Source organism: Rhodococcus sp. DN22, assembly GCF_036669995.1.
In the GTDB taxonomy this organism is placed as follows: Bacteria; Actinomycetota; Actinomycetes; order Mycobacteriales; family Mycobacteriaceae; genus Rhodococcus_F; species Rhodococcus_F erythropolis.
The window spans coordinates 5,649,690-5,666,803 of record NZ_CP133326.1 but is presented as its reverse complement, the minus strand read 5'-3'; the positions used below and the strand labels follow the sequence as shown (position 1 = coordinate 5,666,803).

The following is a 17,114-nucleotide window of genomic DNA, read 5'->3' as shown; positions in this document are numbered from 1 at the left end:
TCAGCGGACGTAACGCAGATTTGCCGTCATGCCGGCCTCGAAGTGGTAGGCGTTGTGGCAGTGGAACATCCACTCGCCGGGATTGTCGGCGTCGAACTCGATGGCAAGCTCGGTGCCGGGTAGGACGTTGACGGTGTCGCGGCGAAGTCCGCCGTAATCCGGTACCGCAAACGTGTGGCCGTGGGTGTGCATGGGGTGCCACATCGTGGACGCGTTCTTCATCGTGATCCGGACCCGTTCGCCCTGTTTCATGACGAGCTTGCCTGCATCGGCCCCCGCCATTCCCCAGACGTACCGATCGCCGGCCTGGATCAACTCGATGCGGTAGTCGCGATCAGGCGATTTCGTCTCGAGCCGTGCGGATTCCGTGGGCCGGAGTTCGCTTTCGGTGACCAGTCGGCCGGCCAGTTCCGAGAGGTTTCCGCCGACATCCGGGTTCGCCAGCGCCAACGCGTCGGTGCTGCGTAGGACGGTCGACGCATAACCATCTCGGCCCTCGACCTTCGCCACCACCGGCCATGTTCCCGACTTCACCGTCACCAGCACGTCGTAGCGCTGCGCCATTCCGACGATGATGGTGTCGGCGGGAGTTGGTGCCACGTCGTAGCCATCGGTAGCGACAATTGTCATCTCGTGACCGGCCACAGCAAACCGGTACGGAGTTTCGGCGGCTGCGTTGATGATTCGCAGTCGCAGGGTCGAACCGGGCGCTGCAGTCACGACAGCAGGATCGTTGGGTGGCCGCCCGTTGATCAAGTGCAGTGGATACGCGATGTGTTGAGTCATCCCGCCGAGTGGTTCGGAAGAACCGTGTCCGCCGCTCACCAACTGTTGCGCGACGGACATGTCGGCTTCCGAGTGTTCCGCCGGAGTTGTTGCCCCACCGCCGTGTCCGCCGTGCCCGCCCGAAATTGCCGGGTTCAGGGCCATCAGGACGGAATCCGGTGTGGTACCCAATCCGTCGAGCCAGTCGTCGAGCACCAGAACGGCATCGATGTCGGCCCCGGTGATGTCGTTCGGGTTCTCGACGATCAAGGCGCCGAACAGCCCCCGATCGGCTTGTAATCCGCTGTGCGAGTGGTACCAGTACGTTCCCGGATCCGGTGCGATGAAGTTGTACTCGAAACTCGAACCGGCGCCGATGGGAGCCTGCGTGGTGGGTGCCGCGCCATCCATGTCGTTGCGGATTCGAATTCCGTGCCAATGCAGTGTTGTTTCGGCGTCGAGGCCGTTCTGGACGCTGACGTTCACCCGGTCACCGGACTTCAGGCGAAGTTCCGGAGCCACCGCAGCGCCTCCGTACGTCCACGTGTCCACGAGGCGTCCGCCAAGATCTACCGTCGAGAATCCGGCGGCAAGGGCAAACGCAGCGGTGGTCCCGTTCCAGGCTCGCGCCGATTCTGCGGCGGCAACTTCCGGGTCGGTGGGCAGGATGTAGTCGAGATCGGTCGTCGGCGTCGGAGATGCTGCAGTGGAACTGCATCCGGCAATCGTCCCCATTGCGCCGAGCCCGAGTGCTCCGGCGCCGAGTGCTCCCAAACTCAGGAAGCGGCGCCGGCCCATCACCACACCGGATCCGGGACGACTCATCGGAGTACTTCTGGTGTGATCAACCCGCTGACATCCCCGACGTTGCCCGAGACATCGACGGAACTGACCTGCTCGCCGGTGCTCGCGTTGTAACCCACGATCTTCTGCGGAGCGGAGCCTTCGACCTCAGGTCCCGAACCGAGCACGTAGAACGTGGCGCCGTCGACGGAAAAGGTCATGCTCTTGATGTCTGTCAAGCCGAGGTCTGCAAGCGTCAAGCTCTTCACCGGGGCGAAGGTCGTTGCATCGGACAAGTCGATCTTGACCAGTGAGCCTCCCCGAGCAGAGTCCGGATGAATAGCCGTGTCCGTGTACGCGATTGCGAGCCGGGTTGCGTCGGCGTTGATGACGTTCTCCGAGAATCGACCGGAGTCCTGCCCGCCGTTTCCGATCGGCTTGACACCTTCCTGAGGCAGTCCGTTGGAGAAGTCGAAGACGTACACATCGCCGTTCTCACTGACCAGCAAGGCTTTATTCGCTTTCGATGCCCACGTGACCTTGCGGGTGGAGACAAAATCCTCGGGTAGGACCTTGCTTCGGGCGGTTTCCTTCGGAACACCGTCGTCACCGATCGTGACGTGCAGCAGTTCCCGGGTGTCCTCGCAGACGCTGTACAGCTCGTGATCGACCATCCACGTGAACGGACCGCAGCCGACTATCTGGAGTGCACCGGTCGCTTCCTTCTTCTCGAGGTCGACCACTCTGATGCCGTACAAACCGTCGTCCCACGTGACGAAGAACTTGCCGTCGGAGGTCACGGCGTTCGAGCCGGGACGGGAATGTACGCGTGCGACGTCCGGAAGCATGACCTCGGCTGGTTCCAGTAGGTTCCCGGAGTAGGTGCTGACCGTGAAATCTGCCGCGCCGCGGGAACCTCGGGGCCGCCACACCTCGGCAGCGAGCACCGCAGGATCCTCGGCGGAATCCCCGACGAATCCGTGAATGACCGGATCCCAGATACCCGGGCCGACGGTGATCCGGCTCTCGGCCACACCGGTTTTCGGATCGATGACGTTGACGCTGAGCTCGAGTTGGCCGAATCCACCTTCGACGCCCAGCAAGCGGTCAGCTGCGATCGGGGTGATCGAACCGACGTGCAACGGCTCGGGAATGGTGTCGCCGATTTCCTGGTCGTCGTGACCGAGGGAGATTCCCTCGCCCGGTGCAGTGAACGGAACTGTCGGATAGGTGACATCACCTGCGCTGGAGGGTTCGTCGTTGTCGGACGAACTGCAACCGGCCAGCGCGAGTACGACGGTGAGTGGGATGACGGCAACGGCGGGTCGCGCCAGTTTTCGGGTTCGCGGACTGCTCATGATCCGGCACCGACCTTGGGGCGCTCGGCCGGTCGAGTCTGGCAGTCCTCACCGATGATGGGCGCCATCGTGCAGGTGTATGCCTGGGACTCGTCGGAGACACACCAGATGATTTCCTGGTCGTAGCTTCCGGAGACCGGGTTGTACATCACGGCCTGCATGTCCGGTTCGCCGCAGAATGCGTTGGAACACGAAGGCGCACCGCAGCAGTCGTAGTAGGCGATCAGATAGGTCTTGCCGGTATCAGGGTTGGTGCAGCATCCGACCCAGAACTCTGCGCCGGGCTTGCTGCCGGGGGCACAGGTGGTGACACCGCCGCCGTTGCATGCGGCACAGGACGTTCCGTCCATGTTGCACCAGCGCCAGTACTCGCACTCGGCCGGATCTTTACCGTCGTAGACAGGGACAAGAGGTTCGGGGCCAGGTGCCGGCGCAGGAACCTCGGGCTCTTGGGCGAAGGCACTACGTGTCACGGGAAGTGTGCTGATCAGTGCCACTCCTGACACACCCATGGTCCACTTGCCGATCCGACTGATCATGGATCGCCGCGAAACTCGTTCGGAGAGTTTACGTCCGGTTCGGCTGGTAAGCGAACCGCCCTGGCCCGCCATCCATTCGGCCTGGGCCTGAACTGTCGCCTCGTCGACGGGATATCGATTCTCCGTCATGTTGTGCTGCGGGAATTCATTGTCGTCCAACGATTTTCTCCTGATTCGTGAAGAGGATCGAACTGTGCAGGAAGATCAGGCCGCGCTGCCGGATTTCGCCTGGGCATGAAGGTGCTGGAGTGAGGGGGTGCCGGATTCGAGCGCATTGAGGAGGCTTTCCACCTGAGCCATGTGATTGCACAGGCCCTTTCCTCGGATCTTGCCGTGCTCGTCGAGAATCACGCCGTACGGAGTGGTGCCCACCTGGTATGCGATACCGACGTCTCGAGCGTCGATGTAACTGAGCTCGGAACCGATCCCGCTGCCGGCCAGGAACTCGCGATGCTCTTCGGGTGTTCCGTCGGAGATGATGATCACGTCGAGATCCGATTCGGCTCGGGCCATTGCCCTTACGCCGGGAAGAAGGCTCTTGCACGTCGAGCAACTCGGTGCTGTGAACAGCAGGAGTTGAGGTTTGTCGCGGTGACCACCGACTCCGACGGTCCGTCCTTCCTGATCGATGAGACCGGCAAACGACGGGCCGGCCTGTTCGACCTTGGGGCCGGTATCCATCATCCGGGCACCGAGAGGTCCGAGACGTACTTGTACGCGGCCGATTTCACGAGCCAGAGCAAGAACCATCAAGAACAGTACGGCTACGGCGATCACCAGGATCACTGTCGCGACAAGGAGGAAAGTGGTCATCGTGGTAGTCCTGCCTTCGAGTTTTCAGTGGTGGGGATGTAAGTTCACGAGCCGTACCGGGACGCGGTTTCGGCGGTTCGGAGGCGGATGGAGGCGCTCGACAGATAGTCGTCGACTGGGCGTCGTCCGAGGTGGACCACCGAACGAATCTGTGCGAGAGCAACTCCAGCCAGGACGAGGAGGAATCCGAAGGTCGCCGCCACGACCTGGACGCCGATCTCAGCCTGTCCGGCGGTGACCGACAGTGCCACAGCGATCACCGCGAGTGTTCCGGCGCGAACGGCGTGGAACCATCCGATACGCGGAATCTCGCCGACTCCGAATGCAAAACATCCGCAGTCCAGATCGCGTCGCCCACGCAGGAGGTTGATCGTGAGGCCCGTGAAGAACGACGCGAACATGACGGCAGCAACCAAGGCGGCGAGGCGATGGGCCACGCCGAGAACCAGAAGGATGCCTACGACGGTTTCCGCGACGGGAAGGATGCGAGCGATCGGTACTTCGAGTCGCACGGGCAACACTTTGTATCCGCGCACCGAACGAAGCACCCCATCGTGGTCGTTCAGCTTGGGAATGCCGGCGAGCAGGAGAACAAATCCGATGATCGCCGAAGTGGTGGCGCTGACCAAGTCCATGCTTCCTCCGTTCCTCTCGGGTAGTGCCGGTGGTGTGTGGGACACATCCTGTACGGGCGATGCTGCGAACCCGCGTCGACCGCGCTACGCCTGGACGAGGTGCAACTGAGAGAGCAGTTGTCGTGTGAGAATCGGAGAACTTGCAGTTCAAGGTGCTGCCGGAGGGGCCGGATACCGTCGGCCGCCCTTGATCCGGCATGACGCTGGGTGGGAAACAGAGTCGGATTCTCACTTGAAAGTTCTGTGCGCGCCATCGTGGAAACTGCGCGGAAACATAAGCGGACTAACTTGACCGAATTCTGACAATTCGCTCGTAGGTTCGGGCCTGGACGCGACGGACGGTGACACATGGCCGTGAGTGCGGCACTGCGTGCAGCGATCACGCGAGCGCAGAATGCGGATCAACACAGTGAGCCCGTGTTCTCCCCGCTCCGTGGTCTCGGACGAGGACGTTTGACCCCGATCGACCTGTTGGGGCAATCACTTTCCACGATCGCTCCGGCAACGGGAATGGTGTTCATCGCCCTGTGGATGATCACCTACAGTCCCGGCTACGTCGGGTTGGCTGCGATTGCTGCGACAACTTCGGCGGTGTTTCTCGTTGCGTTCTGCATCACTCAGTTCACGCGGAGACTGGCCGCAGCAGGATCGTTGTACAGCTTCGTCTTCCAAGGCTCCGGTATCCGGGCGACACTGACGGCGGGTGCCGCACTGGTACTCGGGTATCTCGGAATCTCGGTTTCGGTTTTCTCGCAGGCAGTTCCGAGTCTGCTCGATACCATCGCCATTGTCGGCCCCGACGTGCGAGGGCCTGCCGCGACGGTGATCACGACGGTGGCGATTGCCCTGGCCGTCGCGTGGATTGCAGTGCGAGGCGTCCGGTTCGCCACCCGAGCGATCCTGGTCGTCGAAGCGTGCTCGTTGATTCTCATCGTCGTGGTCATGCTGGCGACGCACAGTGACACGACAACTGCTGTTGCCCTGCCGAATCCGTCGCTGAGTGCAGTTCCGTTTCTCGCGATGCTGACGGTGCTCAGCATGGCGGGCTTCGAAAGCTCGGCCTTCTTCGGCCCGGAAGCGAAACGACCACTCATCAGCGTCACACGCACGGTTCTCATTTCGCCGATCATCTGCGGGGTCCTCTTCGTTTTTGCGGCCTGGGCGGCGATGACCGGCCACGGCGCAACGATCGTCGGAGCGTACTTCGAAGGAACGGCATCCGGAGCCAGCGCGGAAGTGGTTCTGGCAGTCAAGATCGGAATGACGTGTTCCTGGTTCGCATCCACTCTCGGTTGTGCGCAGGCGGGTTCGCGGTTGTTGTACTCGATGGGGATCGAACGGGTACTGCCTGCGCCGCTCGCTCGCGTGCACAGACGGTTCCGCACCCCGTACGTTGCGGTACTTGCGTTTGTCGCGGTAAGTGCGGCGGGCGTATTCGTCTATTCGGATACGGTTCGCGACGATTCGGGATCCTTCGACGGCGTGGTGGAGACCGCGTTGGTCTGCGCTTACACGCTGGTGGCCTTTGCTTCGTGGAAGTTCTTGCGCCGAATCGGGGAACATACGCCGCTGACCCGGATTTGCACCCTGTCGGTGAGTACCGCCGGTGCCGGTCTACTGGTCTACATCGTTCTCGACGGTGCGGTTCACGGGATGTGGGCACTGCCGATCGCTGCTCTTGCTGTTGCTGTGTCGGGGACAGTGTGGAGTTCATTGCTCCGTAGAGCCAGACCGGAAAGCCTTCTGATGGTTGGCGCTTTCGACAGCGTCGAGACGGCGGACCTGTTGCCCGGTGCTGGCACTCTGCTGATCGACGGTGACGGGCGAAGGCGACTCGTTCCGGATCGTGGGACCGCCGAGGGTGACTCGCCGGAGCATGGGCGGTGACCGCGGACCGTGCAACCGCTGGTCCACGATCAGGAAAACAGATCGGCGACGAGACCCACTTCAGTGGACAACAACCGCGTGCGGTCCAGAAGGCGCTGGGGATGCTCGAGGCGGTGGCTCATCTGGGACCGGGAACAACCGCGAAGGAGATCGCCACTTTTGCAGGCGTTCCATCGGCCACGGCGTACCGGATGCTGAATCTGCTGGTGGCGGAGGGCTTTCTCGTGCGGGTGCCGGACCTGTCAGGGTTCGCGTTGGGACGTCGGACTGCCGAGCTCTCGCATGCGGCGTCGTCGAGTGGTCCGGCGCCGACGCTGCACGAGCGCGTCGAGGACATGCGGACACACACGAGGTTCGGATTGCACGTCGCGTCATTCGCCGGTGGGCGCTTGCGGTTCGTCGACAAGGATCCGGACCACGAGATCATCGGAATCGCCGCACTGGCCAAGAACCTTCACGCGAATGCGCTGGGGAAGGTTCTGTTGGCGCACGATGAGCGGTTGCTTTCGGGTTTAGAACTTCGCCGGGTCACGGAGTTCACCCTCGGTGATTTCGATGCGTTGTATGAGCAGTTGAGGTCTGTTCGCCTGCAGGGTTTTGCATTCGAGAACCAGGAATGCCGCCTGGGTCGATCCGCGGTGGCAGTACCGGTTCGAGATCACGCAGACCAGGTGGCAGGCGGGTTGTGTGTTCAGGGAGCGAGCGGGCGAGTGACGGACGAGGATCGAGAGTTGGTCGGTTTCCTACTCGATTGTGCGCGTCAGCTCACCGGATTGCTCTGACGTCACACGCGCAGGCTCAGGGGGAGCCCGGCGGTCATCAGGACCACGGACTCCGATTCACTGGCGATTCGGCTGTTCACCAGACCGAGTAGATCGCGGAACAGCCTCCCGGACTTCGTGTCCGGGACGACGCCGCTTCCCACTTCGTTCGTGACGGCGACAATCGGAACCGGACAGGCGGTCCAGGCGTCGGCCAACCGGTCGATATCTGCGTGGACGGCGCTGAGATCTTTTGTCGCCCACGCCTGGTGTCGATCCAGACGTGCGGTCAACCACGTGCCTAGGCAATCGAGCAGGACCGGTGTTGTTGCGCCTGAAAGAATTTCGGCCACCTCGGAGGTCTCTACCGTCGTCCACGTCGACGGCCTCCGCGCGCGATGCGACGCAATTCGTTCGATCCAGTCGGGATCGTCGTCCTGCGGATCCCCGGTGGCGATGTACGTGACGTTCCGGTAGCCGGCAAGCAGGCCCTCCGCGTAAGTGGACTTGCCCGAGCGGGCGCCACCGGTGACCAGAGTTCGATGGCTCTGTCCTACCCCGATCTCGAGCACAGCTCCATCCGGAACCGCTCGCGCCCCGGACACGCGAAGTGCTTCCGCGAGTTCGTTTTCGACCGGGTTGTGGTGTCCGAGGTGTACGGCGACCACGTCGGTTCGATCGGTGATCGCGTCGCAGTTGCGTAGTCGGCTCACCGTCTCCGCGAAACTCGACAGATCGTGGTGCCCGGTGCCGTGGTCGGTCTTGTAGCCGAAGGTCTCTTCGAGAAAGACGGCGTCGAAACGCGCGTCGGCAAGGGCGTCGACAGTTGATTCGGGCAAAGGCCCGGTGTCGGTGGCCCAGAAGATTCGGGTTCCGGATGCGTCGGTCATGTCGTAGAGAAGGGTGGGTACTTCGTGCGCGGCTTCGAGTGCGCGAACACGATAGGTGCCCAACATGATCGACTGGCCGGTCTCGAGCGGTGTGAAGGTCACCGGGTCATCCGGGCCTACCCAGTCTCGGCAGAGATCGAGCGCGTCGGGTGGTCCGAGAACCTGTAGTGGTTCGGTGCGCGAGGCCCAGGACCGGAACAGCAATGCCATCGGGCCGAGGTGATCGGGATGAGAATGCGTCAACAGGATGTGTTCGACGTGTGCCAGCGTGCGACCGAATCGCGACGCGGCACGCGGTACTTCGGGTCCACAGTCCAACAGGATTCTGTTGTCCACCAGGGCGGCAGTGTGCCCGCGGATGGTTTCACTCGACAGGGCGGCCAGGCAGGAAGGGCAAGTACAGAACGGGTTCGGCCAACCGTCGGCAGCACCGGTGCCGAGCATCACCAATTCCATCAGCGGGTGCCTTCCTGCCGAATCGGAACAACTATGGGACCGCTGGGCCGGTCCAGGATTTCGACCCGAGCGCCGTACACGCGGCCGAGGATGTCTGCCTTCAGCACCGATGAGGGAGTGCCGTCGGCAACCACGCTGCCCTTGTCCAGCAACACGATTCGTCGACCGTACTGACCCGCGAGAGTGAGGTCGTGCATCGCGGCGATGACCGTGATTTTGTCGGCTTCACGCAGTTCCTCCACCAAGTCGAGAACCTGCTGTTGGTGACCGATGTCGAGCGCGCTGGTGGGTTCGTCCAGGAGCAGTACCTGCGGTTCTTGAGCCAATGCCCGAGCCAGGACCACGCGCTGCAATTCGCCACCGGAAAGTTCGGTGGCTCGTCGATCTGCGAACTCGGTGAGGTCGAGCCTCTCGATCACCGAAGAGATCACCGAACGATCTGTGGCGGTTTCGGTTCCGAAGCGTCGTAGATACGGTGTACGGCCGAGCGCAACCAGTTCGGCAACCGTCGCGCCCTCGGGTACCACCGGGCGCTGAGGCATCAGCGCGACGACGGCTGACATGGCCTTGCGGCTCGAACTGCGTGGGTTGAGTCCCCCGACGGTGAGTTCACCGGTGGACGGAATCAATCCAGCGAGGGCATGCATCAAGGTCGTCTTGCCGGCGCCGTTCGGCCCGACCACGGCAACCCAATCGCCGGGTGTCACATCGAGATCGATGCCGTCGACGACGTCTTTGCCGCCGAGGTTGATTCGGAGGTCGCGGCATCGCACTGCGGTGTCGGTCATGCGGAAACTCGACTGCGGCGCAGAACCAGAAGGAAGAACGGAGCGCCGATCATCGCGGTTACAACCCCGATGGGGAGTTCGGCCGGTGCCATGACCGTGCGGGCGGCAACATCGGTGAGGACGAGAAACGCCGCACCCAGCATGAGTGACAGGGGGAGAAGCAGTCGATGCGACGGGCCGACGACCAGTCGAACCGCATGGGGAACAACGATTCCGACAAAGCCGATCAGTCCACTTGCACTCACGACCGCCGCCGTTCCCAGAGTTGCGGCGAGCACCAGCACCAGGCGTGATCTGGCCGGGTCGACGCCGAGGCTGGCGGCTTCGACGTCACCTACCGCCATCACGTCGAGTACGCGCCGGTGTACCAGGATGACGGCAGATGCCAGCGCAACGTACGGCAGGACAACCAGAACTTCCGACCAACCGTCGGTGGACAGTCCGCCGAGTAGCCAGGAATAGACCTCGCGCAGTGAATCGTCGAACCGCTGCTGAACAAAAGTCTGTGCTGCATTCGTGAACGCCGCGACTGCGACACCGGCGAGGATGATGACTACCGCGTTCTGCGGCCCGCCAATGCTTCGGCCGAGCGAATAAGTTGCGAACACTGCCAGCACACCACCGACGAAGGCGGCCATGGGAATTCCGAACATGCCCAGCGCTCCACCCGAAACGATGGCGAGGGTTGCGCCCAGTCCGGCTCCGCTGGAAACTCCGAGGAGATACGGATCCGCCAAGGGATTTCGGAACACGCCCTGGTAGGCGGCGCCGGCTACCGCCAACATTGCTCCGACCAACGCGCCCAGGACTACTCGCGGAAGCCGGATCTGCCAGAGAATCGCCTGCTGTGTTGCGGTGAGGCCGGAATCGAGGTGGATGCCGGGTATTCCGTCCAGAAGTTCGAGAATGGTCCGATCAGGCGTCAATCCGGCCGGCCCCACCAGAACACCGATCAGCAAGGCAGCGCACAGAATGAGCGCGGCGCCGAGCAGAACGGCGGTCCGATGTTGGGAGATACCGGCTTTGATCATCGAGTGCTCAGGCCGCGGGAACTTGGGCAACGATGGCCGCGACGGCCTTCACCTGGTCGGCGACACGAGGTCCCCAGCGGCTGGAGAGGTCTTCGTCGAGCACATGGATCTGGTTGCCGGTAACCGCTTTCATGCCGCTCCACCCGGGTCGAGCAGCGACGGATTCTGCTGTCACTCCACAGCATTGGGAGTCTGCGAGAAAGATGAGATCGGGATTGGCCTGTACCACGAATTCGGCGGACAACTGCGGATAGTCACCCTGCCCCGCGGCGTCGGCGATGCTCTTCATTCCGAACAGCGAGTAGATCTGCCCGACGAAGCTCGAACTCGTGACGGTGTAGAGCGAGGAGTCGAGTTCGTGGAAGTACGTCAGCGGCTGTTGGCGCGCAGGAACACTGGCGACAGCGGCGTCGATGTCCGAGCGCATGGTGTCGACAACTTCGGTGCCCTTGTCCTCGTGGCCGGTGGCCTTCGCGACGCGCTCGATCTGGGCGTAGACGTCGTCGATGCTTGTGGCTGCGGGTAGTAGGAGGGTCGGCACCTTCGCCTTTTGCAGCCCGGAGACAAGATCGTTCATGTCATCCGATGCGATCACCAGATCCGGTGCGTAGCCGAGGATGGCTTCGACGTTCGGTTGAAAGCCCGAGAGATCGGTGACCGGGATACCGGCCGGGTAGTCGGACTGATTGTCGACGGCCTTCACCTGATCGCCCGCGCCGACGGCCCACAGGGTCTCGGTGGCGCTGGGACTGAGTGACACGATCGACTGAGGGCGTGACTCGATGGTGATGTCCGTGCCGGAATCCGTGGGACCGGAAACAACAGTCACCGGGAACGAGCCGTCCGAGGCGGCTGTGGTTGCGGGTGCATCGGACGTCGAGCTACTGCACGCACCGGCAAGCAGTGCGGTGCTCATCGTCAGTGCTGCAAGTACAGATCTGAATTTACGTGTCGGCCGAGTACTCACAGCCACCCCTCCGCTAGTGGTGAAGGGTCGCGAGCAGCGCGGCCGCGAGGCGAAGCGCCACGAGCGGTCCTTCGTCCGAGAACCATCGTGTCGCCACGAGGCCGGTGACCTGACTCGTTCGCCTCGAGTAGTGACGGGCGAATTCACAGTTGCGTCGACAGTGCCGGGGTTTCACCGAACTTCACACGAGCAGCGTGGCACCCCGGTGAACCGGGGCATCTGCACTTTACAGGGGTCGTCTGGCTTGACCCGGGAGGTCAAGGCAGGGTAAATATCTATTCCACTAATGAACTAGTGAAAGGGTTCGGATGATCGACTTCCGTATCGACCGCCGATCCGGCATTCCCACTTACGTGCAATTGGTCCTTCAGGTGAAGCAGGCGCTCAGGCTCGGTGATCTCCAAGTCGGGGATCGGCTGCCCACAGCCAAGGACGTCGTGGGAGCGCTCGCGATCAACCCGAACACAGTCCTGAAGGCCTACAAGGAACTCGAGCGCGACGGACTTGTTGCTCCGCGGCCCGGATTGGGCACGTTCGTCGTCAAGTCCCTGGCCAAGCCCGGTATGGCGGAAAGCTCTGCGCTACGGCGCGAGTTGGCGCGTTGGGTGGCAGATGCCGTGGCCGCCGGACTCGAGCGCACGGACATCGAAGCATTGGTGAGTTTGGAGCTCGAGAAGACGTTCATCGAATCGGATCCGCCCGGAAAGCAGGGGGAGACATCATGACTGAGCAAGAATCTGCGCTCACGATGCAGGACGTGGACAAGCGCTTCGGCAAGAAGAAGGTGCTCGACGCCTGCACATTCGAGGTCGCGACAGGAAGCATCACTGCCCTGGTCGGGGTGAACGGAGCGGGCAAGTCCACACTGATGTCCTTGGCGGTCGGGTTGACGATGCCTGACCATGGTTCGATCTCCGTCCTGGGCAGCACGCCGGATCAGGACGGCATCTGCCCAGGCCTGTCGTACCTCGCTCAGCACAAGCCCCTGTACCCCAAATTCACTGTTGCAGAACTTCTTCGATTCGGCGCATACACCAACGACGAGTGGGATGCGAAGTACGCTCTGGATCTGGTGGAGCGCGCTGGGATTTCTCTCGATGCAAAGGCGAAGACTCTGTCACCAGGTCAACGAACTAGGGTTGCACTGGCTTTGGCGCTCGGACGCAGGCCGCAGTTGCTTCTACTCGACGAGCCTCTGGCAGATCTCGATCCCGTGGCGCGGCGGTCTGTGGCGACCACTCTGCTCGAAGACGTTGCCGAGTACGGCACCACAGTTCTGTTGTCGTCACACATCGTTTCCGAATTGGCAGACGTCTCGGATCGACTTCTTCTGCTGGGCGGCGGAAACGCGAGATTGTCCGGTCCGTTGGATGAATTGATCGCTGCCCATTACGTATTGATCGGGGACGGCGATCCCTCGGACGTGGTCGGCGCCGGTGCGGTCATTCATACCGAGAAGGGGGTGCGGTCGAATTCTCACGTGGTGGAGGGAATCCGTCCGAGCCCTCGGGCCGGCTGGGTGATCGACGACGCAACTCTCGACGACGTGGTGCTCGGGCACCTGAGCGCAGAAACGATGGTGGCGGCATGATCTGGGTTACGTGGCGGCACCACCGGACATCGCTCGTTGTGTCGTTGGGATTCCTCGCGGCATTAGCAGTCATTGTCTTGTCGAGTGGTGCGATCATCAAGAGCGGCGGACAAGCCCAACTCTTCGGATCGCCTCTCAGTTGCTTCGATGACATCACCGCTATCTGCACGGCAGAGACTGCTCTCACACTGACGACAGTGGTTGCTACTGCTCTGCCGGTGTTCCTCGGCGTGTTGATCGGTGTCACCGTGTTTTCGCGGGATGTCGAACAAGGAACACACGTATTGGGGCTTACTCAATCGGTCAGTCGGACTCGTTGGTTCTGGACCCGGGTGTTAATCGTCTTCCTGCCGATTTCTGTGGCTTCGTCATTGCTCGGATTTGCACTGCAATGGGCTCGATCTCTCCCGGACAACTCCCGGTATGCATTTGTTGCCGGGCGTTCGACTTTCGTCGAGATATCGAACCTGTCGTATCCGCTCTTTCAATCCAGCGGACTGGTCTTGGGTGCATACACATTCATGGCACTCATGCTCGGAGCAGCACTGGCTTTGCTGGTGCGTAGTTCGATCGGCGCAATGGCGATCACGATGGTCGGTGTTGTTGCGATCCTGGCAGCATTTCAGTTGGTTGCACGACCCGATTACGCCGAGCCGAGTGTCCGAACGTCACCCGTCGCCGGATTCAGTTCCTACTATTCGAGCGATACCAGTATCCCCGCGGTCAATTGGGAACTCGCGCAGGGATATGTCGACCTCCGAGGTAACTGGGTCGACGTCAAATACGACGAGTGCACGTGGGGTGGATCAGGCGATGAGGACCCGTACGACCAGCGCCCGGAGGAGACCGGCGCCGAGTACAACCTCCGCATGGATGTGCTCTCAGCGCAGCAGAACAGAGAGATGGAGATCTGTTTGCGGGAACACGGCGTCGACCACTACGAAGTTCGCTACCACTCAGCTGATCGGTTCTGGCGTTTCCAGTTCACGGAAGCTGCACTCGTCCTGTTCCTTTCGGGATTGTTCCTCCTGCCGGCGCTCTGGGGTCTACGACGCCTCAAGCCGTGACTCAGCGGGCGACCGGCGCGACCGTCAGCTGGTTGATGTTCGCGCCGGTCATCGAGCAACCCTTGGTGGGGTAGGCGAGGAAGACCGAGTCGTAGCTGTTGGGTGGGTAAACCCTCAGTCCCGCAACGTCGGTCACGCCGCACTGATCTGCCGGGTAGTTCTCGACGTTCGTAGCTCGCACCAAAGACGTTGCGGCAGAGCCAGGGGCAAGGGAGACGAGTGAACCGGATCCGGAGCGGCCGGCTGCAGCACCCACTTCGCTTCCGGACGCTCCCGTGACATACGAGACGCCGGGGAAACCGTCGAGTGTGCACGTGCGGCCGCCCGTGTTGGTGAAGACCACCGGAAGCTCCACAGAACCGGCGGCGCCACTCGACTCGCCGAGGGTGACGTTCAGTTCCCCGATCGTGCAACCCTCGGGATTGGGTGCCGTCGAGGTTGTCGTTTGGGTGTGGTCGGTATGGGTCGTCGAAGGTGAAGCGGTGCCGGTCTGGGTCGTCGGCGCAGAGGCGGTCGTTGTTGAGGCGGGTGCCGGTGAACTCTCGGCCGTTCCCGTTTCATCCGAGCCGCAACCGCTGAGAAGGGCGAGAGCAGCAAGTGGAGCCGCCAACAAGCCGACGTTGCGCATGCGGTTCGAATTCATCGCTCTGTACTCCTCAGGCTGGTCGACAACTGTTTCCGAACATCCGTGTCCGGTATATCCGAATCCGAGGCCGGATGTGCAGAAACGAATCAGGCTCGCCGGTGATCAGGACCTACTTCCCGGATGGATTGCCGCTGCGGATCTAGCATGAGAAATGACCTGTCCGGATCGCGACCACCGGGAGTAGCGCATGTTCACCTTCACCAGCGACGACGGAGTGGTCATTCATGTCCACGAATGGCCCACCGAGCAGGAACCTCGAGGGGTTGTTCAACTCGCGCACGGTATGGGTGAGCACGCAAAACGCTACGCACACGTTGCCGAAGCCCTGAATGCTCGCGGTTTCCACGTCTACGCGGCGGACCACCGCGGCCACGGTGAGAGCATGCACGCCGGCCCAGGCAACATCGGCGACGACGGCTGGAACCGCTTGGTGGCAGACATGGTGACCCTCACGGGCATCATCCGCGACAAACACCCCGGCCTGCCCGTCGTACTGCTCAGCCACAGCCTCGGTTCGTTCGCTTCGCAGCAGTACATCCTCGATCATTCGCACCTGATCGACGCCGTCGCACTGTCGGGGACCACCGCGGTCGATCAACTGATCGAGAGCCTCGTCAACGACGGCCCGGACGTCCTCGCCCAGTTCAATGCGGAATTCGAACCGGCCCGTACTCCGCACGACTGGCTCAGCCGTGACGAAGCGCAGGTGGATTTGTACATCAACGATCCGCTGTGCGGTTTCAGCCTGGACGACGCCGGCATGGGTGGACTTATCGCAGCGGGACCGAGGTTCGTCGACGTCGAGGGCGTGCGACAAGACCTTCCGATCCTGGTCTTCGTCGGCACCTCGGATCCTCTCAACGCCGCACTGAGCCGTACCGACGTCGCAGTCGAACGGTACAACTCGGCGGGGATCGAAGACGTCACCTACTACACCTATCCGGGTGCCAGACACGAGATCTTCAACGAGACCAACCGCGACGACGTCATCAACGATCTGACGACGTGGATGGACCGCGTACTCGAAGCGTGACCGCCTCACCGGAAAGGGGAACACGATGTCCACAGTTCCGGCCGCACGACCCGATCCAGACCCGCGAGATGTCAAGCGCTGGAGACGATACCTCGCCGACGAACAAGCCGAGGCCGCCGTCTACCGAGACCTCGCGAGTAGGCGCAGCGGCGAGGAGCGCGAAATCCTTCTCGCACTGGCCGACGCGGAGGGGCGACACGAGGCGCACTGGCGAGCGCTACTCGGCGATCACGTCGGCAAACCACTTCGCGGCGATATCCGCACTCGGATACTGGGCTTTCTGGCCAGGCGCTTCGGCTCCGTCTTCGTGCTCGCTCTTGCGCAGCGCGCGGAGACGCGATCCCCGTATCCCAACGACGCCGACGCGACTGCATCGATGGGCGCGGACGAGAAGATCCACGAAGAAGTGGTGCGGGCCTTGGCCACTCGGGGTCGGAACAGACTTTCGGGGACGTTTCGTGCCGCCGTCTTCGGAGCCAACGACGGCCTCGTCAGCAATCTCGCTCTCGTGCTCGGCATCAGCGGTAGCGGCGTCTCCAATCAGATCGTTCTGATCACCGGCATGGCCGGGCTTCTGGCCGGCGCCCTGTCGATGGGCGCCGGCGAGTACGTTTCAGTCCGCTCGCAGCGAGAGTTGTTGGAAGCGTCCAATCCTGGTCCGGCTGCCAGCGAAGCTGTCGGACTGCTCGACGTCGACGCGAACGAATTGGCCCTGGTCTACCGGGCCCGCGGCATGTCCGCCGAGGAAGCGGATCAGCGCGCCGCCGAGGTCCTCGCGAACAGCACCTTCGGCGCCGCCGACGTTGTCGACGACCATGAAGCTGTCGGAACCGGGTTGGGCGCAGCGGCGGCAAGTTTCTGCTTCTTCGCCTCGGGCGCAATCATTCCGGTGCTGCCGTATCTGTTCGGCCTGGAAGGCATGACGGCTCTGATCGTCGCATCTGTTCTCGTGGGGATCGCGTTGCTGACGACGGGCGTTGTGGTCGGGTTGCTCTCGGGCGGGCCGCCATTCAAGCGGGCGCTACGCCAACTTGCGATCGGCTACGGCGCTGCCGGCGCGACGTATCTGCTCGGCATGTTGTTCGGGACTTCGCTCTGAGCGTC

General features: G+C 62.3%; 17 protein-coding genes. 7 read left to right on the top strand and 10 right to left on the bottom strand.

All coding sequences use genetic code 11. The features are described from left to right. From RA302_RS26080 to RA302_RS26060, 5 genes are all read right to left on the bottom strand, one after another. Positions 1–1,590 (bottom strand): multicopper oxidase family protein, encoded by a 1,590-nt coding sequence (locus tag RA302_RS26080; RefSeq protein ID WP_030536505.1) that lies wholly within the window; start codon positions 1,588–1,590, stop codon positions 1–3. Then, positions 1,587–2,906, bottom strand: coding sequence for a hypothetical protein (locus RA302_RS26075; RefSeq protein WP_030536506.1), 1,320 nt, complete (start codon positions 2,904–2,906; stop codon positions 1,587–1,589). Before RA302_RS26075 ends, RA302_RS26080 begins: the two co-directional genes overlap by 4 nt. Next, complete coding sequence (locus RA302_RS26070; RefSeq protein WP_029256402.1) at positions 2,903–3,574, bottom strand: methylamine dehydrogenase light chain; 672 nt, start codon at positions 3,572–3,574, stop codon at positions 2,903–2,905. Before RA302_RS26070 ends, RA302_RS26075 begins: the two co-directional genes overlap by 4 nt. 75 nt (positions 3,575–3,649) lie before the next feature. After that, a complete protein-coding gene (locus RA302_RS26065; protein ID WP_019745575.1) occupies positions 3,650–4,258 on the bottom strand; it encodes a redoxin domain-containing protein in 609 nt (202 codons plus the stop codon). 44 nt (positions 4,259–4,302) lie between these two features. After that, positions 4,303–4,893, bottom strand: a complete 591-nt coding sequence (locus tag RA302_RS26060; protein ID WP_007729691.1) for a MauE/DoxX family redox-associated membrane protein — start codon at positions 4,891–4,893, stop codon at positions 4,303–4,305. Between the two features lie 348 nt (positions 4,894–5,241). Here RA302_RS26060 and RA302_RS26055 point away from each other — a divergent pair, with 348 nt between their 5' ends. Together RA302_RS26055 and RA302_RS26050 are read left to right on the top strand one after the other, a co-directional pair. Further along, on the top strand, positions 5,242–6,780 hold the full coding sequence (locus RA302_RS26055; protein ID WP_030536507.1) for an APC family permease: 1,539 nt from the start codon (positions 5,242–5,244) through the stop codon (positions 6,778–6,780). Then, positions 6,777–7,562 carry an IclR family transcriptional regulator gene (locus RA302_RS26050; RefSeq protein ID WP_020909339.1) on the top strand — a complete coding sequence of 262 codons (786 nt, stop codon included), beginning with the start codon at positions 6,777–6,779 and terminating at the stop codon, positions 7,560–7,562. Before RA302_RS26055 ends, RA302_RS26050 begins: the two co-directional genes overlap by 4 nt. Positions 7,563–7,564: 2 nt before the next feature. On the opposite strand, the gene cobU is transcribed toward RA302_RS26050, so the two are convergent. From cobU to RA302_RS26030, 4 genes are read right to left on the bottom strand one after another with little or no spacing between them, the layout of a single operon-like run. Further along, entirely contained in the window at positions 7,565–8,887 is a 1,323-nt protein-coding gene (cobU, locus tag RA302_RS26045) for a bifunctional adenosylcobinamide kinase/adenosylcobinamide-phosphate guanylyltransferase (protein ID WP_030536509.1), read from the bottom strand. Continuing rightward, complete coding sequence (locus RA302_RS26040) at positions 8,887–9,675, bottom strand: ABC transporter ATP-binding protein (RefSeq protein ID WP_030536510.1); 789 nt, start codon at positions 9,673–9,675, stop codon at positions 8,887–8,889. Before RA302_RS26040 ends, cobU begins: the two co-directional genes overlap by 1 nt. Then, on the bottom strand, positions 9,672–10,706 hold the full coding sequence (locus tag RA302_RS26035; protein WP_019745569.1) for an iron ABC transporter permease: 1,035 nt from the start codon (positions 10,704–10,706) through the stop codon (positions 9,672–9,674). Before RA302_RS26035 ends, RA302_RS26040 begins: the two co-directional genes overlap by 4 nt. Positions 10,707–10,713: 7 nt before the next feature. Continuing rightward, positions 10,714–11,622: an ABC transporter substrate-binding protein gene (locus tag RA302_RS26030; protein WP_021345722.1), complete on the bottom strand. Its 909-nt coding sequence runs from the start codon at positions 11,620–11,622 to the stop codon at positions 10,714–10,716. 359 nt (positions 11,623–11,981) lie between these two features. Here RA302_RS26030 and RA302_RS26025 point away from each other — a divergent pair, with 359 nt between their 5' ends. Genes RA302_RS26025 through RA302_RS26015 form a run of 3 tightly spaced genes read left to right on the top strand, consistent with a single transcriptional unit; the run spans position 11,982 to position 14,331 of the window. After that, positions 11,982–12,398, top strand: a complete 417-nt coding sequence (locus RA302_RS26025) for a GntR family transcriptional regulator (protein WP_030536512.1) — start codon at positions 11,982–11,984, stop codon at positions 12,396–12,398. Continuing rightward, positions 12,395–13,264 (top strand): ABC transporter ATP-binding protein, encoded by an 870-nt coding sequence (locus tag RA302_RS26020; RefSeq protein WP_030536513.1) that lies wholly within the window; start codon positions 12,395–12,397, stop codon positions 13,262–13,264. Before RA302_RS26025 ends, RA302_RS26020 begins: the two co-directional genes overlap by 4 nt. Then, positions 13,261–14,331, top strand: coding sequence for an ABC transporter permease (locus RA302_RS26015; RefSeq protein ID WP_037126448.1), 1,071 nt, complete (start codon positions 13,261–13,263; stop codon positions 14,329–14,331). Before RA302_RS26020 ends, RA302_RS26015 begins: the two co-directional genes overlap by 4 nt. 1 nt (position 14,332) lies before the next feature. Here the strand turns inward: RA302_RS26015 and RA302_RS26010 are convergent, their stop codons facing one another. After that, a complete protein-coding gene (locus RA302_RS26010; RefSeq protein WP_037126450.1) occupies positions 14,333–14,974 on the bottom strand; it encodes a DUF4232 domain-containing protein in 642 nt (213 codons plus the stop codon). 190 nt (positions 14,975–15,164) lie between these two features. Here RA302_RS26010 and RA302_RS26005 point away from each other — a divergent pair, with 190 nt between their 5' ends. Both RA302_RS26005 and RA302_RS26000 read left to right on the top strand, forming a co-directional pair. Beyond that, positions 15,165–16,010: an alpha/beta hydrolase gene (locus tag RA302_RS26005; RefSeq protein WP_003939910.1), complete on the top strand. Its 846-nt coding sequence runs from the start codon at positions 15,165–15,167 to the stop codon at positions 16,008–16,010. Positions 16,011–16,035: 25 nt separating this feature from the next. Further along, positions 16,036–17,109, top strand: coding sequence for a VIT1/CCC1 family protein (locus tag RA302_RS26000; protein WP_007729922.1), 1,074 nt, complete (start codon positions 16,036–16,038; stop codon positions 17,107–17,109). Positions 17,110–17,114 lie beyond the last annotated feature (5 nt).